Source organism: Rugamonas sp. DEMB1, from assembly GCF_029834475.1.
Classification (GTDB): domain Bacteria; phylum Pseudomonadota; class Gammaproteobacteria; order Burkholderiales; family Burkholderiaceae_D; genus Rugamonas; species Rugamonas rubra.
This window is the reverse complement of sequence record NZ_CP122407.1, coordinates 570,431-596,247: the sequence shown is the minus strand read 5'-3', so window position 1 is coordinate 596,247 and position 25,817 is coordinate 570,431. Positions and strand designations below refer to the sequence as shown.

General features: G+C 67.2%; 22 protein-coding genes and 4 pseudogenes. 8 read left to right on the top strand and 18 right to left on the bottom strand.

Features of this window, described 5'->3' with window-relative positions:
- Positions 1-71 precede the first annotated feature (71 nt).
- The 8 genes from QC826_RS02750 to QC826_RS02715 all read left to right on the top strand — a co-directional run bounded on the left by QC826_RS02750 (position 72) and on the right by QC826_RS02715 (position 7,317).
- The gene (locus QC826_RS02750; protein WP_279764299.1) at positions 72-737 is read left to right on the top strand and encodes a hypothetical protein; all 666 of its coding nucleotides are present in this window, start codon (positions 72-74) and stop codon (positions 735-737) included.
- Positions 734-1,282, top strand: a complete 549-nt coding sequence (locus QC826_RS02745; protein WP_279764298.1) for a TlpA family protein disulfide reductase — start codon at positions 734-736, stop codon at positions 1,280-1,282. The genes QC826_RS02750 and QC826_RS02745 overlap by 4 nt, the downstream gene beginning before the upstream one ends.
- A gap of 85 nt (positions 1,283-1,367) precedes the next feature.
- Positions 1,368-1,805, top strand: coding sequence for a type II 3-dehydroquinate dehydratase (gene aroQ / locus QC826_RS02740; protein ID WP_099415609.1), 438 nt, complete (start codon positions 1,368-1,370; stop codon positions 1,803-1,805).
- Positions 1,806-1,896: 91 nt separating this feature from the next.
- Positions 1,897-2,361 (top strand): acetyl-CoA carboxylase biotin carboxyl carrier protein, encoded by a 465-nt coding sequence (accB, locus tag QC826_RS02735; RefSeq protein ID WP_279764297.1) that lies wholly within the window; start codon positions 1,897-1,899, stop codon positions 2,359-2,361.
- Between the two features lie 116 nt (positions 2,362-2,477).
- A complete protein-coding gene (gene accC / locus QC826_RS02730; RefSeq protein ID WP_093382601.1) occupies positions 2,478-3,875 on the top strand; it encodes an acetyl-CoA carboxylase biotin carboxylase subunit in 1,398 nt (465 codons plus the stop codon).
- Positions 3,872-4,813: a 50S ribosomal protein L11 methyltransferase gene (gene prmA / locus QC826_RS02725; protein WP_279764296.1), complete on the top strand. Its 942-nt coding sequence runs from the start codon at positions 3,872-3,874 to the stop codon at positions 4,811-4,813. Before accC ends, prmA begins: the two co-directional genes overlap by 4 nt.
- Positions 4,814-4,821: 8 nt before the next feature.
- Entirely contained in the window at positions 4,822-6,369 is a 1,548-nt protein-coding gene (locus tag QC826_RS02720; protein ID WP_279764295.1) for a DUF3426 domain-containing protein, read from the top strand.
- Positions 6,370-6,378: 9 nt separating this feature from the next.
- Entirely contained in the window at positions 6,379-7,317 is a 939-nt protein-coding gene (locus tag QC826_RS02715; protein ID WP_279764294.1) for a carbohydrate kinase family protein, read from the top strand.
- Between the two features lie 185 nt (positions 7,318-7,502).
- Here QC826_RS02715 and QC826_RS02710 read toward each other — a convergent pair whose 3' ends face one another.
- The 18 genes and pseudogenes from QC826_RS02710 to QC826_RS02635 all read right to left on the bottom strand — a co-directional run bounded on the left by QC826_RS02710 (position 7,503) and on the right by QC826_RS02635 (position 25,807).
- Positions 7,503-7,649: a hypothetical protein gene (locus tag QC826_RS02710; RefSeq protein ID WP_279764293.1), complete on the bottom strand. Its 147-nt coding sequence runs from the start codon at positions 7,647-7,649 to the stop codon at positions 7,503-7,505.
- A gap of 42 nt (positions 7,650-7,691) precedes the next feature.
- Positions 7,692-7,997, bottom strand: coding sequence for a DUF167 domain-containing protein (locus QC826_RS02705; protein ID WP_279764292.1), 306 nt, complete (start codon positions 7,995-7,997; stop codon positions 7,692-7,694).
- Complete coding sequence (locus QC826_RS02700) at positions 7,994-8,509, bottom strand: YggT family protein (RefSeq protein WP_279764291.1); 516 nt, start codon at positions 8,507-8,509, stop codon at positions 7,994-7,996. The genes QC826_RS02705 and QC826_RS02700 overlap by 4 nt, the downstream gene beginning before the upstream one ends.
- Before the next feature lie 94 nt (positions 8,510-8,603).
- Positions 8,604-9,887: a hypothetical protein gene (locus tag QC826_RS02695; protein WP_279764289.1), complete on the bottom strand. Its 1,284-nt coding sequence runs from the start codon at positions 9,885-9,887 to the stop codon at positions 8,604-8,606.
- A gap of 1,096 nt (positions 9,888-10,983) precedes the next feature.
- Entirely contained in the window at positions 10,984-12,129 is a 1,146-nt protein-coding gene (locus QC826_RS02690) for a ribonucleotide-diphosphate reductase subunit beta (RefSeq protein ID WP_279764288.1), read from the bottom strand.
- 143 nt (positions 12,130-12,272) lie between these two features.
- Positions 12,273-15,202, bottom strand: a pseudogene (locus QC826_RS02685) (ribonucleoside-diphosphate reductase subunit alpha).
- A 278-nt stretch (positions 15,203-15,480) separates the two neighbouring features.
- A complete protein-coding gene (gene ampD, locus QC826_RS02680) occupies positions 15,481-16,146 on the bottom strand; it encodes a 1,6-anhydro-N-acetylmuramyl-L-alanine amidase AmpD (RefSeq protein ID WP_279764287.1) in 666 nt (221 codons plus the stop codon).
- Between the two features lie 68 nt (positions 16,147-16,214).
- Positions 16,215-17,717, bottom strand: coding sequence for a sigma-54-dependent transcriptional regulator (locus QC826_RS02675; protein WP_279764286.1), 1,503 nt, complete (start codon positions 17,715-17,717; stop codon positions 16,215-16,217).
- A 10-nt stretch (positions 17,718-17,727) separates the two neighbouring features.
- Complete coding sequence (locus QC826_RS31170; protein WP_313872905.1) at positions 17,728-17,895, bottom strand: hypothetical protein; 168 nt, start codon at positions 17,893-17,895, stop codon at positions 17,728-17,730.
- Between the two features lie 60 nt (positions 17,896-17,955).
- Positions 17,956-18,303 (bottom strand): annotated as a pseudogene (locus QC826_RS31165) (sensor histidine kinase); the annotation flags it as partial.
- A gap of 505 nt (positions 18,304-18,808) precedes the next feature.
- A pseudogene (locus QC826_RS31520) lies at positions 18,809-18,865 on the bottom strand (hypothetical protein); the annotation flags it as partial.
- A 617-nt stretch (positions 18,866-19,482) separates the two neighbouring features.
- Positions 19,483-19,755 carry a PP0621 family protein gene (locus tag QC826_RS02665; RefSeq protein ID WP_279764285.1) on the bottom strand — a complete coding sequence of 91 codons (273 nt, stop codon included), beginning with the start codon at positions 19,753-19,755 and terminating at the stop codon, positions 19,483-19,485.
- Complete coding sequence (locus tag QC826_RS02660) at positions 19,752-20,555, bottom strand: inner membrane protein YpjD (RefSeq protein WP_099418595.1); 804 nt, start codon at positions 20,553-20,555, stop codon at positions 19,752-19,754. The genes QC826_RS02665 and QC826_RS02660 overlap by 4 nt, the downstream gene beginning before the upstream one ends.
- Positions 20,556-20,742: 187 nt before the next feature.
- Complete coding sequence (locus QC826_RS02655) at positions 20,743-21,540, bottom strand: ABC transporter ATP-binding protein (RefSeq protein ID WP_279764284.1); 798 nt, start codon at positions 21,538-21,540, stop codon at positions 20,743-20,745.
- A complete protein-coding gene (locus QC826_RS02650) occupies positions 21,537-22,376 on the bottom strand; it encodes an ABC transporter permease (protein WP_279764283.1) in 840 nt (279 codons plus the stop codon). Before QC826_RS02650 ends, QC826_RS02655 begins: the two co-directional genes overlap by 4 nt.
- Before the next feature lie 120 nt (positions 22,377-22,496).
- A pseudogene (locus QC826_RS02645) lies at positions 22,497-23,484 on the bottom strand (ABC transporter substrate-binding protein).
- Between the two features lie 182 nt (positions 23,485-23,666).
- Positions 23,667-24,743, bottom strand: a complete 1,077-nt coding sequence (locus tag QC826_RS02640; protein WP_279764282.1) for a M48 family metallopeptidase — start codon at positions 24,741-24,743, stop codon at positions 23,667-23,669.
- Entirely contained in the window at positions 24,740-25,807 is a 1,068-nt protein-coding gene (locus QC826_RS02635) for a YjgN family protein (protein WP_279764281.1), read from the bottom strand. The genes QC826_RS02640 and QC826_RS02635 overlap by 4 nt, the downstream gene beginning before the upstream one ends.
- Between the last annotated feature and the right edge of the window lie 10 nt (positions 25,808-25,817).

Below are 25,817 nucleotides of genomic sequence, written 5' to 3'. Positions count from 1 at the left end.
TAGGCGAATGGTCAAGTATGGGATTTTACCTGACGCAGTGACTTTTACCGGTTGAGAGTATGATCTCGTCCATGATGCCCAAGCCCCACGATGATGCCCAGCTGTTGCGCGCCGAGATCGCCGCCGCCGCCGCGCGCCTGATCGCCCAGGACGGCGCCGACTACGCCAGCGCCAAACGCAAGGCGGCGCGGCAGATCCTCGGCGAGGCCCAGGCACCCGCCAACGTGCTTCCCGACAACGCCCAGATCGAGCTCGAGCTGCGCCTCTACCACGCCCTGTTCCAGGCCGACAGCCAGCCGGCCCGCCTGTTCCGCCTGCGCACCATGGCGCTGCAGGTGATGGAGTCGCTGGCCCAGTTCAAGCCCTTCCTGACCGGCGCCGTGCTGAACGGCACCGCCGGGCCGCACGACGACATCCACCTGCAGTTGTTCGCCGACAGCGCCAAGGAGGTCGAGATCTTCCTGCTCAACCGCAACGTCAACATCGACATCAGCGAGACGCCCCACTTCAAGGGCGCCCGCCACGATCCGGTCGAGACCGTCAGCTTCCTGTGGCACAAGGAGGGCGTGCACGCCGCCTTGTACGAACTCGACGACCTGCGCGGCGCCCTCAAGGCGCGCGCCGACGGCAAGACCATCCGCACCGACATCGCCGGCCTGCGCGCCCTCCTAGTTAGTAGCGGCCAGGGCGGCGGCGCCGGCGACACCGAAATTTCCACCACCGACCTGCCATCATGACCAAAAAGAACCTGATTGCCTACACCGTCATCGCCCTGATGTTCGGCGCCATGGGCGCCTATGTGGGCACCCACCGCAAGGAGGCGGCGGGGCCGCTCACCACCACCGTCGCGCCCGGCGTCACCGGCCCGGTCGACGCGCTATATAAGCAGTCGCTGCCCGACGCCGCCGGCACCACCCGGGCGCTGGCCCAGTTCAAGGGCAAGGCCCTGCTGGTCAACTTCTGGGCGCCATGGTGCGGCCCCTGCGTGCAGGAAATGCCGGAATTGTCCGCGCTGCAGGCCGAAGGGGTCGCTAAGAACGTGCAAATCATCGGCATCGGCATCGATTCCCCATCGAACATCGCCGAATTCGCCGGGAAATTCAAGATCGCCTACCCCGTCTACGTGGCCGGCATGGGCGGCACCGACCTGTCCCGCCAATTCGGCAACAGCGCCGGCGGATTGCCATACACGGTATTGATCGGCGCCGATGGACAAGTCAAGAAGACTTATCTAGGGCGCCTGAAGTTTGACCAGCTGCGTGCGGACTTGGCAACACTGTAAATAGTTTTGCAAGATATTTTTGTCTTGCCAAGGCCGGCGGTTGGCGGCAAAATGCGGAACTTTCGCGGAAAACGGTCTCGACTACATGGCAAAAAACCTCCTACTGCTCAACGGCCCCAACCTGAATTTGCTGGGGACGCGCGAGCCCGAGGTGTACGGCGCAAGCACTTTGGCCGATGTTGAACACGCTGCCCAGGCGCAAGCCACGGCGGCCGGGGCGCAGTTGTCTTGTTTTCAGAGCAACCACGAAGGCGCCTTGATCGACCGCATCCACGCCGCCAAGGCGGAGGGCGTCGACGCCATCGTCATCAATCCGGGCGGGCTCACCCACACCAGCGTGGCCCTACGCGATGCCTTGGCCGGTGTCGCCATCCCGTTTGTCGAGGTGCATATTTCGAATATTTACTCGCGCGAGGCGTTTCGCCACCATTCTTTTCTCAGCGCGATCGCGCAAGGGACGATCTGCGGCCTGGGTATCGAGGGATATCGCTTTGCCATCGACTTTGCGCTTAAAAACCGTTAATCTACGCGATCTGCGCGCATTCTAGCGCGGCGACGCCCATAAGGCGGCACCGCACTCACTCACAAAACAAGATAATTCCAAGGGGTTTCAGATGGATCTACGCAAGCTCAAGACCTTGATTGACTTGGTCGCCGAATCGGACATCGCCGAGCTCGAAGTGACCGAGGGCGAAAGCAAGGTACGCATCGTCAAGTCCTCCGCCATGCCGCAAAACCAAGTTGTGATGATGCAGCCGCAGGGCATGCAGCAGCATTACCAGCAGGGCGCGCCGATGGCCGCCGCACCGGCCGCCGCCGTCGTCGCCGCCGTGGTCGAACCGACCGGCTACGTGGTCAAATCGCCGATGGTCGGCACCTTCTACCGCTCGTCGGCCCCCGGCTCGCCTGCCTTCGTGGAAATCGGCAGCGCCGTCAAGGAAGGCGACACCCTGTGCATCATCGAAGCGATGAAGCTGTTGAATGAAATCGACTCCGACAAAGCCGGCGTCGTGACCCAGATTCTGGTCGAAAACGGCCAACCCGTCGAATTCGGTCAACCCCTGTTTGTGATAGGCTAAGTCCGCCGCGCGCACCGGCCAGGCTCCCGCCGGCCGGTGTCCCGGACTTCGTACCGCATTCTCCCTCCAGATGTTTTGCCGGCTTGCCGGCGCTCACAGACATACGCGAACCTATCATGTTTGAAAAAATCCTCATTGCCAACCGTGGCGAAATTGCCCTCCGTATCCAACGCGCCTGCCGCGAAATGGGCATCAAGACGGTCGTGGTCCACTCGGAAGCGGATAAAGACGCCAAGTACGTGAAGTTGGCCGACGAATCGGTGTGCATCGGCCCGGCGCAGTCCTCGCTGAGCTATCTGAACATGCCGGCCATCATCAGCGCGGCCGAAGTGACCGACGCCGAAGCGATCCACCCCGGCTACGGCTTCCTGTCGGAGAACGCCGACTTCGCCGAACGGGTGGAAAAATCCGGCTTCGTCTTCATCGGCCCCCGCTCCGAATCGATCCGCCTGATGGGCGACAAGGTCTCGGCCAAGCAAACCATGATCAAGGCCGGCGTGCCCTGCGTGCCCGGCTCCGAGGGCGCGCTGCCCGACGATCCGAAGGCCATCGTGCAGATCGCCCGCAAGGTCGGCTACCCGGTCATCATCAAGGCGGCCGGCGGCGGCGGCGGACGCGGCATGCGCGTGGTCCACACCGAGGCGGCCCTGATCAACGCCGTGGCGATGACCAAGACCGAGGCCGGTTCGGCCTTCGGCAACCCCGAGGTCTACATGGAGAAGTATCTGGAGAATCCGCGCCACGTGGAAATCCAGATCCTCGCCGACGAGCACAAGAACGCCGTCTGGCTGGGCGAACGCGACTGCTCGATGCAGCGCCGCCACCAGAAGGTCATCGAGGAGGCGCCGGCGCCGGGCATCCCGCGCAAGCTGATCGAAAAGATCGGCGACCGCTGCGCCGAGGCCTGCCGCAAGATCGGCTACCGTGGCGCCGGCACCTTCGAGTTCCTGTATGAAAACGGCGAGTTCTACTTCATCGAGATGAACACCCGCGTCCAGGTCGAGCACCCGGTCACCGAAATGATCACCGGCATCGACATCGTGCAGGAGCAGATCCGCATCGCCGCCGGCGAGAAGCTGCGCTTCCGCCAGCGCGACGTGATGCTGGCCGGCCACGCCATCGAGTGCCGCATCAACGCCGAGGACCCGTTCAAGTTCACGCCTTCCCCGGGCCGCATCGCCTCCTGGCACACGCCGGGCGGCCCCGGCATCCGCGTCGACTCGCACGCCTACGCCGGCTACTACGTGCCGCCGCACTACGATTCGATGATCGGCAAGGTCATCGCCTACGGCGCCACGCGCGAGCAGGCCATCAAGCGCATGCAGATCGCGCTGTCGGAAATGGTGGTCGAGGGCATCCAGACCAACATCCCGCTGCACCGCGAGCTGATGATCGACGCCCGCTTCATCGAAGGCGGCACCAACATCCATTACCTGGAACAGAAACTGGCCGATATGCCGGATCTGCACAAGCTGAGCTTGAGCAACAAACCCGACCTGAAGGCGGCATCATGAGCTGGACCGAAATCGTTATTGAAATTGCCCGCGAACACGCCGAGGCATTGTCCGACGCGCTGATGGAGACCGGCGCCCTGTCGGTTTCCGTCGAGGACGCCGACGAGGGCACCGACGCCGAGCAGCCGCTGTTCGGCGAGCCCGGCATGGAACCGAAGGAAGCGGCCTGGGAACACAGCCGCGTCGTCGCGCTGACCGACGAGGCGGCCGACCAGGCCGCCATCGTCGCCGCCGCCGCCGGCCGGATCAAGCTGGCGGCGCTGCCCAAGTACACGCTGCGCAAGGTCGAGGAGCAGGACTGGGTGCGTTTGACCCAGTCGCAGTTCGCCCCCATCCACATCGGCAAGAACATCTGGGTGGTGCCGAGCTGGCACGAGGCGCCGGACCCGTCCGCGCTCATCCTCGAGCTCGACCCCGGCCTGGCCTTCGGCACCGGCAGCCATCCGACCACCCGCCTGTGCATGGAGTGGCTGGAAGCCCATCCGGCGCCGGCCAAGACGGTGCTCGACTACGGCTGCGGCTCCGGCATCCTGGCCATGGTGGCCAAGAAGCTCGGCGCGGCCGAGGTGGTCGGCGTCGACATCGATCCGCAGGCGATCGAGTCGGCGCATGACAACGCCGAACGCAACACGTGCGCCGTCGACTACTACCTGCCGGACACCTTCGCCACCACCAAGCACGCCGAGCAGAAGTTCGACATCGTCGTCGCCAACATCCTGTCGAGCCCGCTCAAGGTGATGGCGCCGATGTTGTCCGGCCGCGTCGCCCCCGGCGGCGCGCTGATCCTGTCGGGCGTGCTGGCACGCCAGGCCGAGGAAGTGGCCGCCGCCTACGCACCGTTCATCAAGCTGGGCGTGTGGGCCGAGCTCGAAGGCTGGGTCGCCCTGCATGGCCGCCTCGGCAGCGATGTGGTGCCGCCAGCACGCGAAGGCGCGTAACCACCGCGATGGCGCTCGCCACCAAATGCCCCCACTGCAACACGATATTTCGGGTCGCCCTCGACCAGTTGAAATTACGTGGGGGCATAGTGCGCTGCGGCGCCTGCAACCAAGTCTTTGACGGCAACGCGGCGCTGATCGAGCCGCCCGCCAGGGGCGCGGCGGAAACGCCGCCGCCCTCCTCCTCCTCCTACTCCGCTTCAAGCCCAGCCCCGGCTGCCAATCCGGCCCCGGCCCCCGCTCCGATACCTTCCGCCGCATCCGCTTTGACGGCCGCGCCGACCAGCTACGCCCCGGCGCCGTTCGACGCCGCCATGGCCGCGCTCGACACCCGCGCCGCCGAGGTGCTGCCGCCGCCGACCGAACAGCCGTATGCGCTCGATCTGGGCGGCCACGACGGCGCCGACGACGCGCCGGCCACCCCGGCGCGGGAAATCGACGCCGAGGCCGTCCAGGCGCCGGATATCGTGCCGGATATCGTGCCGGATGCGCCGCCGCGCGCGCCGACGACGACGGCCGACCTGGCGCCGGCGCCGGCACCGGCGCCAACCGCGTTCGAGCAGGCGCTGGAGCTGGACCTGGATATCGAGGCGGAAGCGCCGGCCGAACCGGCCGAGGCGGAAGCGCCGGCCGAACCGGCCGCCGCCATGCCCGCCGCCGACCTCAGCGACGCGCCGGCGGCACCAGCCGAAACCGCAGTGCCGGCCAAGGCCGCCGTCTGGCGCAAGGCGGCACCACCACCGGCCGAAGCCGAACCGCAAGCCGAGTCAGCGCCCGAACAGCAGCCGCTGCCCGAGCGCGAAGAATCCGCGCCCTGGCCCGAAGCCGAGCCCGAGCCAGAACACCAACCGTTGCCCGAGCGCGAATCCGCGCCCTGGCCCGAGCGGCAAATCGCGCCGCAAGCCGAGCCGGCCGCCGCGCCGTCGGCGCGCCAGGAACCCGAGCTGGGCGAGCCGGCCGACGACATCGTCGAACTCCAGCCGCCCGCCACACCGGCGCCGGCGGGCGCCGAGCCGGCCGACGCCGGCGCCGACGAGGAACCCGGCTTCGTCAAACGCGACCGCAGGAACCAGCGCGTCGGCAAGGCCGCGCGCATCGTCATGGCGCTCGGCTCCGTGCTGCTGCTGGCGGCGCTGGCGGCACAGACGGTGGCCAGCTTCCGCAACCCGCTGGCCGCGCATGTGCCGGCGCTCAAGCCGGCGCTGCTGGCGATCTGCGCGCGCGCCGGCTGCAAGGTCGAGCTGCCGTCGCAGATCGACGAGCTGAGCATCGAGCCGGGCGAGCTGCTGACGGTGAGCGAGACCACCTTCTCCTTCGCCACCCAGCTGCGCAACCAGGGCCGGGTCGGCCAGAGCTGGCCGCACATCGAGCTGACCCTGAACGACGCCAACGACAAGCCGGTGTTGCGCCGCGTCTTCACGCCGCGCGAATATCTGGCCAGCCAGGCCGAAGTCGACAAAGGCTTCTCGCCGCGTAGCGAACAATCTGTCAAACTGTACTTCGAATTAGCCCACGTCAAGGCGTCCGGCTATCATATCGCCGTCTTCTACCCCTAAAAAACTATCATGAACAAGACCTCCCTGATCTGCGGATCGCTCGCCATCGACACCATCATGCAATTCCCCGGCCGCTTCGGTGACACCCTGCTGGCCGATCAGCTGCACAAGGTCAACGTCTCCTTCCTGGTGCCGACCATGCGCACCGAATACGGCGGCTGCGCCGGCAACATCGCCTACAACCTGGCGCTGCTGGGCGGCGAGCCGCGCATCGTCGGCGTGATCGGCCTCGACGGCGGCCCCTACCTGGAGCGCCTGAACAAGCTCAACATCCCGACCGCCAACATCCTGCTCAAGGACGACAGCTACACCGCGCAGTGCTTCGTCACCGCCGACGCCGACAACAACCAGATCAACGCCTTCCACCCGGGCGCCATGTCCTTCGCCCACGAGAACCCGATCGCCAAGGCCGGCGCCGCGCGCGTCGCCATCATCTCGCCGGACGGCCACCTGGGCATGCTCCAGCACGCCGCCGACCTGGCCGAGCTGAACATCCCCTTCATGTTCGATCCGGGCCAGCAGCTGCCGATGTTCAGCGGCGAGCAGTTGATCGACTTCATCAACAAGGCCACCTACCTCACCGCCAACGACTACGAGATCGAGCTGCTGATGGACCGCACCGGCCTGACCCTGCCGCAGATCGCCGAGCGCCTCGAAGCGCTGATCGTCACGCGCGGCGAGAACGGTTCGGAGATCTACACCAAGGGCCAGCGCATCGAGATCCCGGCCGTCAAGGCCGAGGCCGAGCTGGACCCGACCGGCTGCGGCGACGCCTACCGCGCCGGCCTGCTGTTCGGCATCACCAACGACTGGAGCTGGGAAACCACCGGCCGCCTGGCCAGCCTGCTGGGCTCGATCAAGATCGCCCACAAGGGCGGCCAGAACCACAAGCCGAGCACGGCGCAGATCGCCGACCGCTTCGAGGCGGCCTTCGGTTACCGCTACTAACAGCGCGTTCTCCGGGACGCCGACAAACCCCAAGGGCGCAATCGAGGGTCAGACCCTAGGGTCTGACCCTGGCTCTTCGCCCGTGGGGTTTGCCGGCACCACCAAACAAAAAAGCCCCGGCCGCAGCGATGCGGTCGGGGCTTTCGTGTTTCGGCGCGGGCGCGCTGCGCGCGCCGCGCGAGGTGCTAGCGCGCCGCTGCCGGCGCGGCGGGCGCCGCGTCCGGGCCGAACAACGATTGCTCGTACTTGCCCCACTCGTAAGTCGGCTGGCTGGCGCAGCCGCTCAGCACCAACAAGGCCACGCCACAAAATAGGATAGTTCGTTTCATCATGCCACCTCCAGGTTATCAACAAAATGGACGCCGCCGACTCGCTTATGGCTCGCCCAGCAGCAGTTTCGCCACGCTCTCCGGCGTGAGTTTGCTGCTGGACAGCTCCAGCAGCTTGCGTTTGTTCGTTTGTCCGTGCGTCAGCGCGATCGCGCTCTTCGGCACGGACAGGGCATCGGCCAGGAAGCGGATCAACGCCTCGTTGGCCTTGCCTTCGATCGGCTGCGCGTGCAGCTTGATCTTCAGCGCGTCTTCCAACACGCCGATCACCTCGGTCTTCTTGGCGTTGGCCTGAATTTGCACCGCCAGGCGGACTCCACCCGGCAGCTGCGAACACCAACCTGGCTTCATAGACCGCTAAACAGCATCCCCAGCACCAGCTGGGCGATCTGCAACAGGATCAGCGCCACCAGCAGCGACAGGTCCAGATTGCCGACCAGCGGCACAACGCGGCGCAGCGGGCTGAGCAGCGGCTCGTTGAGCGCGCGCACGAACGGCGCCAGCGGCGCGTGCGGATTGACCCAGCTGAAGATGGCCTCGACCACCAACAGCGCCATGAAGCCGTAGAGTATCCACTGCAGGAAGCGTTGCAGCGCCTGCATCAGCACGGCGTGCACGGTCCAGCCGGCGATGAACAACACCGAGGTGGCCAGCAGCACGATGAGGAAGGCGCCGATCAGGCTGGCCCAGTCGTAGCCGCCGACGCCCGGCACGACGCGGCGCAACGGGCGCACCAGCCAGTCCGACAATTGGAAAGTGAATTGGGCGACCGACGACGGCGGCCTAACGCGGATAGCCTGCATCCAGAAGCGCAACAACAATGCCCCGCCCAACAGGGTGGCGATGGCATCAACAATCAACATAACAATACTAAGCACGAGGCCCCTCCAAAAAAAAGCCGCTGTGTGATTGTCTCACACAGCGGCAGCTTGCCTCAGCAGGCACCCAAGTATTTGCTTAGGATGGGCGCGTGCTGGTTGGGAAAGGCCAAGCGGCGGCCGGCGCCAGCACGGTCTTCGCGGCTGGCGTTGCGGCGACTGCGGGTGCCGGTTTGGCGACTGCGGCCTTCTTCGGCGCGGCGGCTTTTTTCACCGCTGGCTTGGCTGCTGCGACCGGTGCCGCTGCCGCAGGTGCGGCTGCTGCCGGTGCTGCTACCACTGGCGCCGGAGCGGCTACCGGTTTAGCGGCGGCTTTCTTGGCGACCGGCTTGGCTGCTGCCGGCTTGGCCGCTGCTACTGGCTTGGCTACGGCTGCTGGCTTGGCTGCTGCTGGCTTGGCTGCTGGAGTAGCGGCTGGCTTGGCGGCGGCCTTAACTACCGGCTTTTTTGCCGCTGGCTTAGCCGCAGCCTTTGCAGCCGGCTTGGCTGCTGCAACTTTGACGGCTGGTTTAGCTGCTGGCTTGGCGCCCGCCTTGGCGCCAGCCTTGGCGACCGCTTTGGCGACCGGTTTTTTCGCTGCCGGTTTGGCGGCGGCTTTGGCGGCTGGCTTGGCGGCGGCTTTGGCTACCGGTTTCGCGGCGACCTTGGCGGCAGGTTTGGCGACGGCTTTTTTGGCGACCGGCTTGGCGGCGACCTTGGCTTTGGCGACCGGCTTGGCGGCGGCTTTGGCTTTAGCTGCTGGCTTGGCGGCGGCTTTCTTGGCGACCGGCTTGGCGGCGACCTTGGCTTTGGCGACCGGCTTGGCGGCGGCTTTGGCTTTGGCTGCTGGTTTGGCGGCGGCTTTTTTCGCGACCGGCTTGGCCGCGACTTTGGCTTTGGCGACCGGCTTGGCGGCGGCTTTGGCTTTCACCGCAGGTTTGGCTGCCGCTTTTTTGGCGACTGGCTTGGCTGCGGCTTTTTTGGCGACCGGCTTGGCCGCTGCCTTGGCTTTCACTGCTGGCTTGGCTGCTGCCTTGGCCTTGACGGCTGGCTTGGCGGCGGCGGCTTTTTTGGCCACCGGTTTGGCGGCTGCCTTGGCTTTGACGGCCGGCTTCGCTGCGGCTTTCACCGCTGGTTTAGCGGCGACTTTCGCTGCTGGCTTGGCTTTTGCCGCCGGCTTGGCAACGGCTTTCACCGCTGCTTTTGCGGCTGGCTTGGCGGCTGCTTTGACTGCTACTTTCACTGCTGGTTTTGCGGCTGGTTTTGCTGCGGCTTTCGCGGCTGGCTTGGCAGCGGCCTTGGCTGCGACTACCGGCTTTTTAGCGGCAGGGGCGGCCTTGGCGGCTGGTTTCTTTACTTCGGATTTCTTAGCGGCTGTAGCCATTTTTGTCTCTCCTTCATCTGGGATGGGAAAAAATCACGCACAAGATTAAAACCCGTCCAGCCCAGGATTGGGCCAGGCGAATTATTCATCGGCGCAAACGATAGGTTTGCGCTAATGAATTCGGCACCAGCTGAACTGCTGCAATTGCTCACGTATTGCAGCGCTTCAGCCATCGACTTGGGCCGCCGCCCTGTTGCGGGCTGGCGGCCTTGTCTGAATCTTGTCGCGACGTCTCGCGGTTTTTCGGGCGTGCGCTCAGCACCGTCACCGACGTCGTTGTCACTGCACCGTTTTAATTTTCAAAGAAAAAACCGCCCGGCCTGAACTCAATCAGGCAAGGCGGCCGAAAAAAAACGGTGTGGACTTGTGCATATCTGTGCGAATCTCGTTCCCATTTTTTCGATCTTCCAGCGTGCTGCGCGGTTCGTACTACGCCGCTTTCACAAACACACTATTACAATCTCGTAAAGTACACGAAAACCTTACTTGTACGCAACCAGCACGACAACTATTCAACGCTTTTTTGCAGCATACGTCCGCCGGCCGCGGCGCCCGGCGCGCCGCGTCGTCGTCGCCGCCGCCGCCGCGACGCGTGGTTGCGCCGCCAACGGCGCCGATTTCTGCGCCGCCGAGCGCGGCGAAAAAAACCGCCGCGTCAAAGCGCGCCAATTGCCGCCTGGGTGTATGCGATCGCGCCCGCTTCGGCGCGGGCCGCAGCGCCGATCACGGCGCGCTGTCCGACGCGGCACACGCCACGTCCTTCCCTACTCTGCTCTGTTTTCAAATTCGTCGCGATTATGAGACACGGGGAAGGTATTGGCAAGCGGATTGCCGCAGCGGTGCGCGCGGACGGCGCATGAACACTGGCGCGCGGCGGCGCGCGCGCGGAAAAAGCGCCGCAATCAAGGCGCCGGTGACGCGGGCAAAATCCAAGGCCGAAGAGCCAGGGTCAGACCCTGAGGGTCTGACCCTCGATGTCTGCCGCCGGTTTTCTTCGACGTGTCGGCGCGCCGCGCGGGCATAAAAAAAAACCCGGCGCCGAGGCGCCGGGTTGGCAGTGTGGCCGGCCGCCGCGCGCGGCGGCGCTGGCCGATGTTTAATCCCAGTTCAGCGCGCCGCCGGTCTGGTATTCGGTGACGCGGGTCTCGAAGAAGTTGCGCTCCTTCTTCAGGTCGATCATCTCGCTCATCCACGGGAACGGGTTCTCTTCCTGGTCGAACAAGGTCTCCAGGCCGATCTGTTGGGCGCGGCGGTTGGCGATGAAGCGCAGGTAGCCCTTGAACATCGGCGCGTTCAGACCCAGCACGCCACGCGGCATGGTGTCTTCGGCGTAGGCGTATTCCAGGTCGACGGCCTTGAGGAACAGCACCTTGATCTCCTCGCGGAAGGCCGGCGTCCACAGCAGCGGGTTCTCCATCTTGATCGTGTTGATCAGGTCGATGCCGAAATTGCAATGCATCGACTCGTCGCGCAGGATGTACTGGTACTGCTCGGCGGCGCCCATCATCTTGTTCTGCCGGCCCAGCGCCAGGATCTGGGTGAAGCCGACGTAGAAGAACAGGCCTTCCATCAGGCAGGCGAAGACGATCAGCGACTTCAGCAGCTTCTGGTCGTTTTCCACGGTGCCGGTGGCGAAGGCCGGGTCGGTCAGCGTGTTGATGAAGGGGATCAGGAACTCGTCCTTGTCGCGGATCGACTTGACCTCGTTGTAGGCGTTGAAGATCTCGCCCTCGTCCAGGCCCAGCGATTCGACGATGTACTGGTAGGCGTGGGTGTGGATGGCCTCCTCGAAGGCCTGGCGCAGCAGGTACTGGCGGCATTCCGGCGCCGTGATGTGGCGGTAGGTGCCCAGCACGATGTTGTTGGCGGCCAGCGAGTCGGCGGTGACGAAGAAGCCCAGGTTGCGTTTGACCAGGCGGCGCTCGTCGTCGGTCAGGCCGTTCGGGTTCTTCCACAGCTCGATGTCGCGCTGCATGTTGACCTCTTGCGGCATCCAGTGGTTGGCGCAGCCGGCCAGGTATTTGTCCCAGGCCCATTTGTACTTGAAGGGCACCAGCTGGTTGACGTCGGTCTTGCCGTTGATGATGCGCTTGTCGTCGGCGTTGACGCGCAGCGCGACTTGTTCGGCGTTGGCCTCGCCGGCGATGCCGAGGCCGGTGGTCGGCTCGGCGCTGCCGAGCGGCGTTTGGTTGGCTGGACGCGGCGCGGCGGCCGACGTGGCTTCATCATCCCAAGACAACATGGTGGTGTTCCTTCCTATGGCCGGCGGGGCGCCGGCGTGTTCTGTAAAAAGAAGCGCCCGGCGGGGCCGGGTCGGTTCTAGGTCTATATTTTAGCGCCGCCGGCCGGGGCCGGGCGGCGGCGCTGTACTGTCGATTTACTTCATTACTGGCAGGCTTCGCATTCCTCGAAACCGTCGTCGCCCGGACGCAGGTAGCAGGCGGCGCCGTCGGCTTCGGCCTGGGCCGCGGCGGCGGCGGCCACGCCGGCCGCCTGGGTCGCCAGCGCGCTGGCCGACATGCCGCCGTCGACCGACACGGCGTTCAACGCGCCGGTCTTGGAGGTCGACTTCTCCATGTGGGTGGCGGCGATGGTGCGCAGGTAGTAGGTGGTCTTCAGACCGCGCAGCCAGGCCAGCTTGTAGGTCTCGTCGAGTTTTTTACCGGAGGCGCCGGCCATGTAGATGTTCAGCGACTGGGCCTGGTCGATCCATTTCTGGCGGCGCGAGGCGGCTTCCACCAGCCAGCTCGGCGACACTTCGAAGGCGGTGGCGTAGATGTCGCGCAGGTCTTGCGGAATGCGGTCGATCTTGGCCAGCGAACCGTCGAAGTACTTCAGGTCGGAGATCATCACCTCGTCCCACAGGTCGCGCGCCTTCAGGTCGCGCACCAGGTAGGCGTTGATTTCGGTGAACTCGCCCGACAGGTTGGACTTGACGTACAGGTTCTGGAAGGTCGGTTCGATGCAGGCCGACACGCCGATGATGTTCGAGATGGTCGCCGTCGGGGCGATCGCCACGCAGTTCGAGTTGCGCATGCCGAACTTCTTGATGCGGTCGCGCACCGGCGTCCAGTCCATCGCCGACGAGCCGTCGACCTCCAGGTAGCCGCCGCGCTCCTCGGCCAGCAGCTTGACCGAGTCCTGCGGCAGGATGCCGCGGTCCCACAGCGAGCCCTTGTACGAGGCGTAGTGGCCGCGTTCCTCGGCCAGTTCGGTCGAGGACAGGTAGGCGTAGTAGCACACCGCCTCCATCGAGGTGTCGGCGAAGGCCACCGCCGTGTCCGACGAGAACGGCACGCGCATCATGTGCAGGCAGTCCTGGAAGCCCATCACGCCCATGCCGACCGGACGGTGGCGCATGTTCGAGTTGCGCGCCTTGTCGACGGCGTAGTAGTTGATGTCGATGACGTTGTCGAGCATGCGCATGGCGGTGCGGACGGTCTTTTGCAGCTTGACGTGGTCCAGCTTGCCTTCCTTCATGTGGGCCGGCAGGTTGACCGAGCCCAGGTTGCAGACGGCGATCTCGTCCGGACCGGTGTTGAGGGTGATCTCGGTGCACAGGTTGGAGCTGTGCACCATGCCGACGTGCGACTGCGGCGAGCGGATGTTGCACGGGCCCTTGAAGGTGATCCACGGGTGGCCGGTCTCGAACAGCATCGACAGCATCTTGCGCCACAGGTCGAGCGCGGCGATCTTCTTGCTGACGCGGATCTCGCCGGCGGCGGCCTTGGCCTCGTAGCCCAGGTAGGCCTTCTCGAAGGCCTTGCCGACCAGGTCGTGCAGGTCCGGCGCGTCGCTCGGCGAGAACAGGGTCCAGTCGGCCTTTTCCATCACGCGCTTCATGAACAGGTCGGGAATCCAGTTGGCCGTGTTCATGTCGTGGGTGCGGCGGCGGTCGTCGCCGGTGTTCTTGCGCAGGTCGAGGAACTCCTCGATGTCCATGTGCCAGGTTTCCAGGTAGGCGCAGACGGCGCCCTTGCGCTTGCCGCCCTGGTTGACCGCGACGGCGGTGTCGTTGACCACCTTCAGGAAGGGCACCACGCCCTGCGATTTGCCGTTGGTGCCCTTGATGTGGGCGCCCAGCGCGCGCACCGGGGTCCAGTCGTTGCCCAGGCCGCCGGCGAACTTGGCCAGCAGCGCGTTTTCCTTGATGGCGTCGTAGATGCCTTCCAGGTCGTCCGAGACGGTGGTCAGGTAGCACGACGACAGCTGCGAGCGCAGGGTGCCGGAGTTGAACAGGGTCGGGGTCGAGCTCATGAAGTCGAACGACGACAGCAGGTGGTAGAACTCGATGGCGCGCGCCTCGCGGTCGCTCTCGTTGAGGGCCAGGCCCATCGCCACGCGCATGTAGAAGGCCTGCGGCATTTCGATGCGGACGTCGCGCACGTGCAGGAAGTAGCGGTCGTACAGGGTCTGCAGGCCGATGTAGCCGAACTGCAGGTCGCGGTCGGCGACCAGGGCCTTGGCCAGACGGGCCAGGTCGAACTCGGCCAGTTTGGCGTCGAGCAGCTCTTCCTTGATGCCCTTGGCGATGTAGCTGCCGAAGTATTCGACGTAGGCGGCGGCGGCGGCGGCCTGCGGCACCTCTTTGCCGAACACTTCCTTGCGGATGGTGTGCAGCAGAATGCGGGCGGTCACCTGCGAGTAGGCCGGGTCTTCTCCATCAGCGCGCGGGCGGCCAGGATGGCGGACTTGTGCAGCTCTTCGACGGGCACGCCGTCGTACAGGTTCTTGACGGTTTCGGCCAGGATGGCGTCGGCGTCGACGTGCTTCTCCAGACCGACGCAGGCGGCGGCGATCAGGTCGCGCACCAGTTGCATGTCGAGCACGCGGCGTTCGCCGTTTTCGATGACGTGGATCTGCGGCGCGTCGATCTGCGCGGCGGCGCCCAGCGCCTCCTTCTGCGCGCGGCGCTCTTCCATGTGCTTGGCGCGGTACAACACGTAGGCGCGCGCGACGTCGTGCTCGCCGGAGCGCATCAAGGACAATTCCACCTGGTCCTGCACATCCTCGATGTGGAAGGTGCCGCCGCCCGGCTGGCGGCGCACCAACGCCGCGACCACGCCGGCGGTCAGCTGTTCCACCAGCTCGCGCACGCGGGCCGAGGCGGCGCCCTGGCCGCCGGTGACGGCGAGGAAGGCCTTGGTCATGGCGATGGCGATCTTCGACGGCTCGAAAGCGACGACGGCGCCGTTGCGGCGCAGGATGCGGTAATCGCCGAGCAGGCTCGCCGCCGTGGTGTGGCCGCTTGCCGCGCTCGCAGACGCTGGCGATACCGGCGCTGGATGGATGGAAGTGTCTTGTGTAGATTGCATTTAAGCTCCCCGGGATAACAGCGTGCAGTCGTACTGCGCGGCTAGTTGTTGTGTAAAAAAGGCCAAGATGAAGCGCCCAGCCTAGCTGCGGGCTGGGGTGACAGCGACAAAAAGGGTTAGAGATCGGTTCGGTGGGCTAGTTGCGGACAGCTGAGCGTTTGGTGAACCTTTGACATGTTTGACCACTACATTTAGTGAATTGCGTGAATCGATACACTGATTGTAGTGTTCAAAAATGCCCAAGACAAGCGGAAATTTTGTTCAAAGCGGGAATATTCCTATTGACTTTCCGGCAGGCCAACCGGGAAGCGCAGCTCCCGGTTAGCGCATACTAACGCATCGGCCCCGCTTGCCTTTTTATTAAGCAGATGCATCCATGAAACAATGTATTTTTCCCAACTAAAACACGGTCCCGGGTCGGTTTTGCGACCCGGCGCGATGTGTTCGTGGCCCTGCACGTCGCGCAGCGGATAGCGCTCCTGCAGCGCCAGGGTCAGCGCCGCCAGGGTCGCGTACTGGGCCGGCTCGAAGGGCAGATCGTCCGTCCCCTCCAGCTCGACGCCGATGGAAAACTCGTTGCAACGCTCGCGGCCGTGGAACATCGAGACGCCGGCGTGCCACGCCTTGTCGTTGCAAGAAACATATTGCACGAGGCGGCCGTCGCGCCGGATGAAGAAGTGGCTGGACACCCGCAAGCCGCGCAGGCCGGCCAGGGAGGGATCGGCATTATAGTCTAAGCGGCCGGAAAACAAGTCGGACACGTGCGGCCCGCCGAAGCGCCCGGCCGGCAAACTGATGTTGTGCACCACCAGCAGGCTGATGCCGGCGCCGGCCGGACGGGCGTCGAAATACGGCGAATCGTAGCGGCGCGCGCCGGCGCACCAGCCGTCGGCGCCGAGCAGCAGCGGCGCGGACGGCGGCGGATTGCTTGTCGAATTGTTCATCGAATTGCTCGTCGAATTGGGCGTTGGATTGGGCCTTGGATTGGGCCTTGGATGGTTCATTGAATGGCTCAGGTCTCCGGCTCCTGGATGCCCAGCTTTTGCATCTGGTAGCGCAGCTGGCGGAAGCTGATGCCGAGCAGCTGGGCCGCCTGGGTGCGGTTGTACTGGGTCTGCGCCAGGGCGCGCATGATGATGTCGCGTTCGATCTGGTGCAGGTAGTCGGGCAGGCTGGCCGGCAGCGCCTCCAGCGGAGGCAGCGGCGGCGCGGCCGGTTCGGCGGCGCACGGCGGCGCGCCCAGCTGGGCCGATTGGGCGGATTGGGCCGTCTGGACGGCTTGGACTTGGGTGTGCGCGGCGGCGGGGCCGGCGGGCGGCGCGCCGGCGGTGGCGGCCTGGGCGCCGCCCTCGGCCGGCCGCGCGCCCTTCAGCGCCAGGTCGGCCACCTCGATGACGCCGTCGTCGGAGAAGGCCAGCGCGCGCTCGAGGATGTTCTCCAGCTCGCGCACGTTGCCGGGGAAGGCGTAGCCGCGCAGCGCCTCGAGCACCTGCGGCGCCAGCACCACGCGCTGGGCGAAGCTGCCCAGGCGGGCCAGGATGGCGTCGGTCAGCGGCCCCAGGTCGTCGAGCCGCTCGCGCAGCGGCGGCAGTTGCAGCTCGATGACGTTGAGGCGGTAGAACAGGCCCTGGCGGAAGCGCCCGCTCTCGACGCACTGCGCCAGGTCCTGGTGGGTGGCGCTGATGATGCGCACGTCGACCGGCTCCTCGGCGGTGGCGCCGAGCTTGCGCACGCGCCGCTCCTGGATGGCGCGCAGCAGCTTGACCTGCATCGCCAGCGGCAGGTCGGCCACCTCGTCGAGCAGCAGGGTGCCGCCGTTGGCGGCCTGGAAGAAGCCGTCGCGCTCCTCGGCGGCGCCGGTGAAGGCGCCCTTGCGGTAGCCGAAGAACTCGGCCTCCATCAGCGCCTCGGGGATGGCGCCGCAGTTGACGGCGACGAAGGGCTTGCCGGCGCGCGAGCTTTGCGCGTGGATCTCGCGCGCGGCCAGCTCCTTGCCGCTGCCGGACTCGCCGTGGATGGCGATCGGCGCCATCGAGCGGGCCAGCCGGGCGATCTGCGCGCGCAGCGCCTGGATCACCGCCGAGTCGCCCTTCAGCCGACTGGCGGCCGGCGGCGCCGGCGCCTCGGCGGCCGGCGCGTTCAGGCGCAGCGCCGACTGCACCATCAGGCGCAGCTGGTCCAGCGCCACCGGCTTGGAGACGTAGTCGAAGGCGCCGGCCTTGAGGGCGACGACGGCGTTGTCGGCGCTGCCGAAGGCGGTGACGACGGCGATCGGGGTGTTCTTGTAGGCGGCCACCACCTCGCGCACCAGCTCCAGGCCGAGGCCGTCGGGCAGGCGCATGTCGGTCAGCACCAGCGCGTAGTCGTGCTCGGGCAGCAGGGCGCGCGCCTGCGCCAGGGTGGCGGCGCTGTCGACGTCGAGGCCCATGCGCACCAGGGTGATCTCGAGCAGCTCGCGCAGGTCCGCCTCGTCGTCGACAACCAGGACGCGGGGACAGGCACGGACAGCGGTCATGGCACTTCCTTTACTGTGGCGCGCTCAGGCGACCGGCATGGCCGCCGCCGGCGAAGGTGACGACGAAGCGGCCGCTGGAACGGCGGCCGTCGATCCCGGCCGCCGCGCCCGCCCCGTCCCCGTTGCCGTCCCCGGCGTCGAAGCGGTACTCGTAGTCGAGCATCGCTTCGTTATTCAAGCACAGTTCGCGCGCCAGATACAAGCCCAGTCCGGTGCCCTTGCTCGAGGTGGTGTAGAACGGTTCGAACAAATGCGCCCTCACCTCGGGCGTGATGCCCGGACCGTCGTCCTGCACGTGCAATTCGAGGCGGCGGCCGTTGTCGCAAATCAGATACACGCGGATGCTGGCCGGGCCGCCGCTGGCGTAGCGCACCGCGTTGTTGAGCAGGTTCAGCACCACCTCGCGCAGGTGCAGCGGGTCGAAGCGCACCGCCGCGCCGGCGGCCACGTCGAGCCGCAGCAGTTCGGCCGCCAGGCCGTGGCCGGCGTCGAACTCGGCCTTGAGCTCGGCCAGGAAGGCGGCCAGCGCCAGCGGCTCGCCGTGCGGCTGCACCTTGCGCGACAGCTGCAGGATGTCCTCGACCATGCGGTTGACGCGGGCCACGTTGTCGCCGACGATCTGCAGCAGGCGCTGCTGGCCGGCGCCGGCCAGGGCCCTCGGCGAGCAGCGCGGTGGCGTGGCCGATGGCCGACAGCGGGTTGCGCACCTCGTGGGCGATGCTGGCGGTGAGCCGGCCCATCGAGGCCAGCTTGAGCTCCTGGGCGCGGTTCTCGATGCCGCCGACGTCCTGCAGGAAGATCACGCTGCGTTCGGTGTCCAGGCCGCCGGTGTCGACCGCCGCGAAGCGCAGCTTGAGGTGGGCCAGCAGGTCGCGCCGCGCGCGCCAGGCCGCCGTCACGCCCTGCAGCGCGCTGTCGTGGTAGGGCTTGATGGTGACGAAGGCGCTGTCCTGCGCCGGCGCGGCGCGCCAGCGGGCGTAGGCCTGGGCCAGCGGCTGCAGCGCCGCCGCGTCGGCCAGGCGCGGCCGGGCGGGGCCGTCGAGCCCCTCGAGCGCGGCCAGGCCGAGCATCTGCTGGGCCGCCGGGTTGCCGGCCAAGACCTCGCCGTCCGGCCCGATGACCAGGATGCCGTCGCCCACCGTGGCCATCACCAGGCGGTTGACGGCCTGCTGCACGTCGATCTCGACGCCGCGTTGCAGCGCCAGCGCCTCCTGGCCGATCAGGCGGGCCGCCATGCGGTTGACCACCAGCACGGCGGCGAAGAAGGCGGCGCAGTACAGGCCGGCCTGCAGCAGCGCCGTCTCGCCGTCGAGCAGCACGGTGCGGTAGATGCTCTCGCCCAGCACGAACAGGGTGACCAGGGCGGCGCAGAACAGCGCCAGCAGCAGCGGCGCCAGGATCGCCACGCCGGCCAGGGGAAACAGGTAGAGGATGGCCAGGCCGCTGCGGGCGCCGCCGGCGGCCAGGTAGAGCAGCGAGATCAGCGCCAGGTCGCAGACGATCTGCGCCATCAACTGCAGCAGGAAGCGGCGCCGGACATACAGCGTGGTCAGGGCGAAGCCGAGCGCCAGCAGCAGGTAGGCGACGCAAACGCGGCCGTACAGCGGGTCGGCGCCGGCGCGCGCGCCGTGGCCGGCCTGGTCGACGCTGAGGTAGACCAGCAGCACCAGGGCGATCACCACCCGCGTGCCGTTGAGCGTTTGCAGGGAGCGCCAGAAGGTCTCGCGCGTTGCCGCCGACAAGGCCTGCAGGCGCGCGACCACCGTCAGGCGGCCGGCAGGCGGGCGTGGGCGGCGCTGCAGTAGTCCAGGCCCTTGGCCTGCACCGTCTCCGAGGCCGGGTAGTAGATGCCGCAGTGGGCGCAGCACAGCATGGTTTCGATCTCGGCGGCGGCGGCGGCGGCGCGGCGGCCGCCGCGCTCCGCGTCCGGCGGCGGCGCCTGGCGGCGCGGCTGCGGCGGACGGCCGCCCTGCAATTTGGTGCGGATGGCGAACATGACCAGGAAAACCAGGCCCAGCCAGAACAAGATGCGCGTCATGCCAATCCCCGATGCAAGACCACTTCAAACACGAACCGGCTGCCGACATAGGCCAGCAGCAGGGTGGCGAAACCGGCCAGGGTGAAGCTGAGCGCGGTCTTGCCGCGCCAGCCACGGAAGCGGCGGCCGGCCAGCAGGGCCGCGAACAGCAGCCAGGACAGCATGGTGAAGACCGACTTGTGGTCCCATTTCAGGGCCTGGCCGAACAATTGTTCCGAAAACACGATGCCCGACAGGACGGTCAGGCTGAGCAGCACGAAGCCGAAGCCGATCAGGCGGAACAGCAGCTTCTCCATCGTCAGCAGGGCCGGCAGCTGGTCCAGCGCGCCGGCCAGGAAGCCGCCGCCCTCGGTGCGGGTGTGCAGGCGCGACTCCTGCAGCGCCATCAGCACGGCGTGGAAGGCGGCGATGGTCAGGCTGCTGTAGGCCATGATGGCGATGGCGATGTGCCAGCCGAACATGCCGGACTTGCCCTCCAGCGTCACCAGCACGCCGGGGAACAGCGCCTGCAGCGCCACCGACAGGGCAGCGCTGGGCATGACCAGGCGGCGCAGGCCGTCCAGGCTGAAGTTGCGGTTCTCCACCCAGTAGGCGCACACCGAGACCCACAGCGCCGACGACAGCATGGTGGCGAAGCCGATGCGCAGGCTGCCGGGCGCCAGCACGTCGAACCACAGGGCGACGCCGTGCACCAGCCAGGCCAGGCCGGTGACGGCGGTGATCAGGGCGCCCTGGCGCGCGGGCAACAGGGCACAAACGAGGTACAGCGCGGCGGCTGCGATGAGGAGGATGGTCTGCATAGGCGAAGTTTACACCACAAGGGCGGGCGTGTGCGCTCCGCCGCGCTTTTCGCGGCGGGCCGGCCGCCACCCCGCAAGGCGGCAAAAGGGTCAGACCCTAGGGTCTGACCCTGGGGTGCGGGGTGCGGGGTGCGGGGTGCGGGGTGCGGGGTGCGGGGTGCGGGGTGCGGGGTCAACGTGCCAGCGCCTAGTCGACGGCGGCGACGCGGATCTCGTCGTTGTGGTGGCGCTGCTGCTCCTCCATCACCAACTGGCCCAGCTCGCGCTTGAGGGCGTTGAACTCGGCCGAGGCCGGGTCGCGCAGGCGCGGCAGCCCGACCAGGATGTCGCGCTTGACGGTGCCGGGGCGGTAGGTCATGACGACGATGCGGTCGGCCAGGTAGATCGCCTCCTCGATCGAGTGGGTGACGAAGATGATGGTCTTTTTCAGCTCGGACCAGATGCGCAGCAGCTCGTCCTGCAGGTTGCGCCGGGTCAGCGCGTCGAGCGCGCCGAACGGTTCGTCCATCAGCATGATCGGCGAGTCGAGCGCCAGCACGCGGGCGATGGCGACGCGCTGGCGCATGCCGCCCGACAGGTCCTTGGGGAAGCGCGTCTTGAAGTCGCCCAGCGACAGCATCTGCAGCAGCTGGTCGACCTTGGCGTCGATCTGCGCCTGCGCCATGCCCTTGATCTCCAGGCCGAAGGCGATGTTCTTCTCCACCGTCATCCAGGGGAACAGCGCGTACTCCTGGAACACCATGCCGCGCTCGGGGCCGGGGCCGCTGACCAGCTTGCCGTCGGCGCGGATCTGGCCGGACGAGGGCGGCGCGAAGCCGGCCACCGCGTTGAGCAGGGTCGACTTGCCGCAGCCGGACGGCCCCAGCAGGCAGACGAACTGGCCCTGCGGGATGTCGAGGTTGATATCCTGCAGGGCGACGACTTCGCGGCTGTCGGTCTGGAAGACCTTGTTGACGCCGGCGATGGTGATGTGGGCTGCGCTCATTGGTTCTCCAGGCCGCGGTGCCAGCGCAGCAAGTGGTTGTTGAGTTTGTTCATGGCGACGTCGATGGCCAGGCCGATCATGCCGATGCTGATCATGCCGGCGATGATCTTGTCCGACCAGAAATATTCGCGCGCCTCGAGGATGCGGAAGCCCAGGCCGTTGTTGACGGCGATCATCTCGGAGACGATGACGACGATGAAGGCGGTGCCGATGCCGATGCGCACGCCCGACAGGATGTACGGCACGGCGGCCGGCAGGATCACCCGCAGGAACATGGTCGAGCCGGAGGCGCCCAGGTTGCGCGCGGCGCGCAGGTAGATGCCGTCGACCTGGCGCACCCCGGCGATGGTGTTCATCAGCACCGGGAAGAAGGCGCCCAGGGCGATCAGGAACACGGCCGGCGGATTGCCCAGGCCGAACCACAGGATCGACAGGGGGATGTAGGCGATGGGCGGAATCGGCCGCAGCAGTTGCACCAGCGGGTTGAGCCAGGCGTAGACGCGCGGCTGGGCGCCCATCGCCAAGCCGAGCGGCAGGGCCAGGCCGGCGCCGATGACGAAGCCGAGCACCACGCGGTACAGGCTGCCGATGGAGTCGGTGATCAGCTCGCCGGAGACGGCCCACAGCAGCCAGGAGCCGGCCGCCGGGGCGCCGGCCGCCGGGTCGTACGGCTGCATCGGCAGCAGATAGGCGATCCACTTCTCCAGCACCGCCAGCGGCGACGGCAGCACCTGCGGATTGACCAGGCCGGCCATCGCCGCCGCCTGCCACAGGGCCACCACCACCACCGGCACGACCAGGCCGACGCCGACCTCGCGCCACTTCGAATTTGCCATCTCCACTCCCCCTGCCGCCGCGCGGCGGCCCGTGATAAGCGTGTGATAAGCGGCGCTTACCGCGCCGCCCTTCTTATTAGTGCTACTTATATAGTAGTGCTACTTATGCCGCCGGCCCGCCTACTTGACGTTCAGACTCTTCTTGGCGGCGTCGAGCAGGTCGGTCTTGACCCAGTCCTTGGCCACTGGCGGCTTGCTCATCTTGCCGACGCCGGTCTTGACCATCACGTCGGTGGTGGTCTGGATGTGCTCGGGGCTGATGTCGTAGGAGTACGGCGAGTTGCCGATGGCGTCGTCGAAGTCGTCCTTGGTCAGCTGGCCCTTGAACACCGTCTCGCGCACGTACTTCTCGGCCACCGCCTTGTTGTCGATGAAGGTCTTGGTCGCCTCGACGAAGCAGCGCATGAACTTCTCGGCCACCGGCCGCTTGTCCTTGTAGAACTTCTCGGTCATCACCATGGTGCGCACCGGCTCGCCGATCGGCGTGTCGTAGGGCTTGACGATCTCGTTGCCGAAGCCCTTGTTGATGGCCTGCGACGATTGCGGCTCGGACTGCATCATGGCGTCGATGTTCTTGCCCAGCAGCGCCTGGTTCAAATCGGCGTAGGCGAGGAACACCAGTTGCACGTCCTTGCCCGGCTGGTCCGACACCGTCAGGCCGTTCTGCTGCAGCTCGGCCAGCAGCAGCACCTCCTGGATGCCGCCGCGCGTCACGCCGACCCGCTTGCCCTTCAGTTCGCTTGATGCTCTTGAGCTTGAGGTCGGCGCGGCCGACCAGCCGCGCGCCGCCCTTGGCGAAGCCGGCCACGATGAAGATCGGCGCGCCGCCGGCGCGGCCGGAGATGGCCGCCTCGGAGGCGGTGGTGCCGACGTCGAGCTCGCCGGCGATGATCGCCTGCATCACGTCGAGCCCCTTGGCGAAGATGTGCTCCTCGACCTTGATGCCGCACTTGGGGGCGATCTCCTTGATGTAGGCGACGGCGCCGTAGTGGGCGAACTTCAGGTTGCCGAGGCGGACCACGTCCTGCGCGCGCGCCGCGCCGGCGGCCAACAACGCAGTCGACAACGCTGCCAGGGTCAGGGTCTTGCCTATCGATACGAGTTTCATCCGCGGTCTCTTTCCATGTGGGTGGTGCAAAGGTGCACCGATCATACCAAGCCCGCACGCGCTTGCCTATCGCCGGCTGCGCCGCCGCGCGTGCGGCCGGGTCGCAGCGCCCGGGCGGGGCCGGCTTGCCGGCGGAGCTGCGGAAAACGGGCCGCCGCCCCAGCGGCGGCGGCCGGGCCGGCTCAGCGCCGGCCGGCGGCGCGCAGGCGGGCGATGCGCTCGGCGCTGGACGGATGGCTGGACAGGTAGTCGGCGCCGGGCGGGGCCGCCGCCGCGTGCGCCGGCGCGTCGGCGGCGGCCTGCTCGAGCTTGGCGAAGACGGCGGCCAGGTGCTCGAGGCCGATGCCGTTGCGGCGCAACATGGCGGCCGCGTAGTCGTCCGCCTCGCGCTCGGCGTCGCGCGAATACTTGGCGTCGAGCGCCAGCGCCGGCAGCGCCGCCAGCACCGACGAGACGTCGCCCAGCAGCAGCGAGGTGGTGGCGGTGAGGGCGGCGCCCTGGATGACGCGGCGCATCAAATGGCGCTGGTGCAGGTGGCCCAGCTCGTGCGCCAGCACGCCCATCAGCGCCGCCTCGTCGTCGAGCAGCTCGACCATCTGGTCGGTCAGCACGATGTCGCCGGACGGCAGGGCGAAGGCGTTCGGGCCGATCCGGCTGGCGCGGAACTGCAACTGCCACGGCGGCACGCCGGGACGCGGCGGCGCCAGCGCGGCAAAGGACGCCTGCAGCGCCCGCCGGCGCGCCGCCGGCAGTTGCGACGGCGCGAACATTCTGGCGTCGAGCACGGCCAGCACGCCGTCGCCGAGGCGGCGCTCGACGGCCGGCGGCAGCGCGGCGGCGATCGCCCCGGCCGCCAGCGGCAGCAGGTATTGGTAGCCGGCCAGCAGCGCCAGCACGCAGGCGCCCAATGCCAGCAAGGCGCCGCGCCAGCTCTGCTGCAGGCGCACCACCCAGCTGTCGCGCTGGCCGCTGGCGCCCAGCAGGCGCTCGAAGGCGGCGTTGTCGTCGATTTCCAGATAGGCGCCGTCGGGAAAGGTGACGCGGCGCACGGCGTGGCGGCTGCGCTCGGACAGGCGCAGCTGGTGCAGCGGACAGCTGCGGCTGGCCTCGCCGTCGAACTCGGCGGCGTCGCCGCGCAGCCGCAGGCCGACCCGCCACGGCCGCGAACTGAGGCCGTCGAAGTAGCGCGCCGCCACCGCCGGCGCGGCCGGCGTGGGCGCGGCGTCCGGCCCGGCCGGATCGGGCACGCCGGCCGTCATAGCGACAGGTCGAAGTCCATCAGGTCGGCGGCGCCCTCGCCCAGCGCCGCCACCGGCGCGCCGGCGGCGGCGGCGATGTCGTCCAGGCCGCCGTCGGGCCGCAGCGAGATCGACTCAAGCCGGTAGCGCAGCGCGCGCACCTGGGCGAAGGGGATGAACAGGCCCAGCGTGCAGACCACCGCCACGTAGTTGCTGACGGTGATGAACAACAGACGGCCCCAGCGCATGTCGGAGCGGAACTGGTGGCCTTCGAGCCGGGTGTGGTTCCAGACCAGGTTCTGCAGCATGTTCATGAACAGCGGGAACAGCAGGAACAGCCAGGCGTACAGGTAGAAAATCATCCAGACGCTTTCCGCCGCGCGTGCCTCGGCGGCGCCGGCAGCGCCGTCCGGCGCCGCGCCGCCGGAGAAGATCAGCCAGCCGAGCAGGCCGGCGCCGCCGCCGCCGACCAGCACGAAGCCGGCGTACAGCTTATAGAAGCTGGCGGCGCTGGCGTCGAACGAGAAGCGCGCCGCGCCGTAGCGCGACTCGTTGTGCTGGTAGGCCTTGGCGCGCTGGTGGATATAGGGTGTGGCCAGGCCGACGGTGATGGCGTTGAGCATGGGCCGCAGCAAATAGGCCCGGTAGGCATCGCGCAGCTCGCCGACGAAATGGAAGCGCAGGCCGCGATAGCTGGTGTTGTACAGGCGGAACTGCAGGCTTTTCCAGATGAACCAGGGCGAGGCGGCGGCGAAGGCCAGCGCCATCAACACGCCGGTCAGCGGCGAAAACTGCAGCGCCACGTTGTAGGCGGCGAACAGCAACACGGCCAGCACGCGGCCCTTGAGGATGGCCTTGGCGTTGCCGTGGTAGGCGAAGCGGGCGCCGGCCAGTTCGGTGCAGGAGTAGAAGTACTGGTTGCGCCTGACCTTGGCCCAGGCCGTGTAGACGCCCAGCGTGACGATGCTCAGCAGCAGGTTGACGATCCAGATGCGGAAGTACTCTGCGCCGCTGGCGTGCAGGCGCAGCCGCTCGGCGGCGGCGGGCGCCGACGGCGCCTCGGGACGGGATGGCAGGGGTTCCACGCGAGGGTCT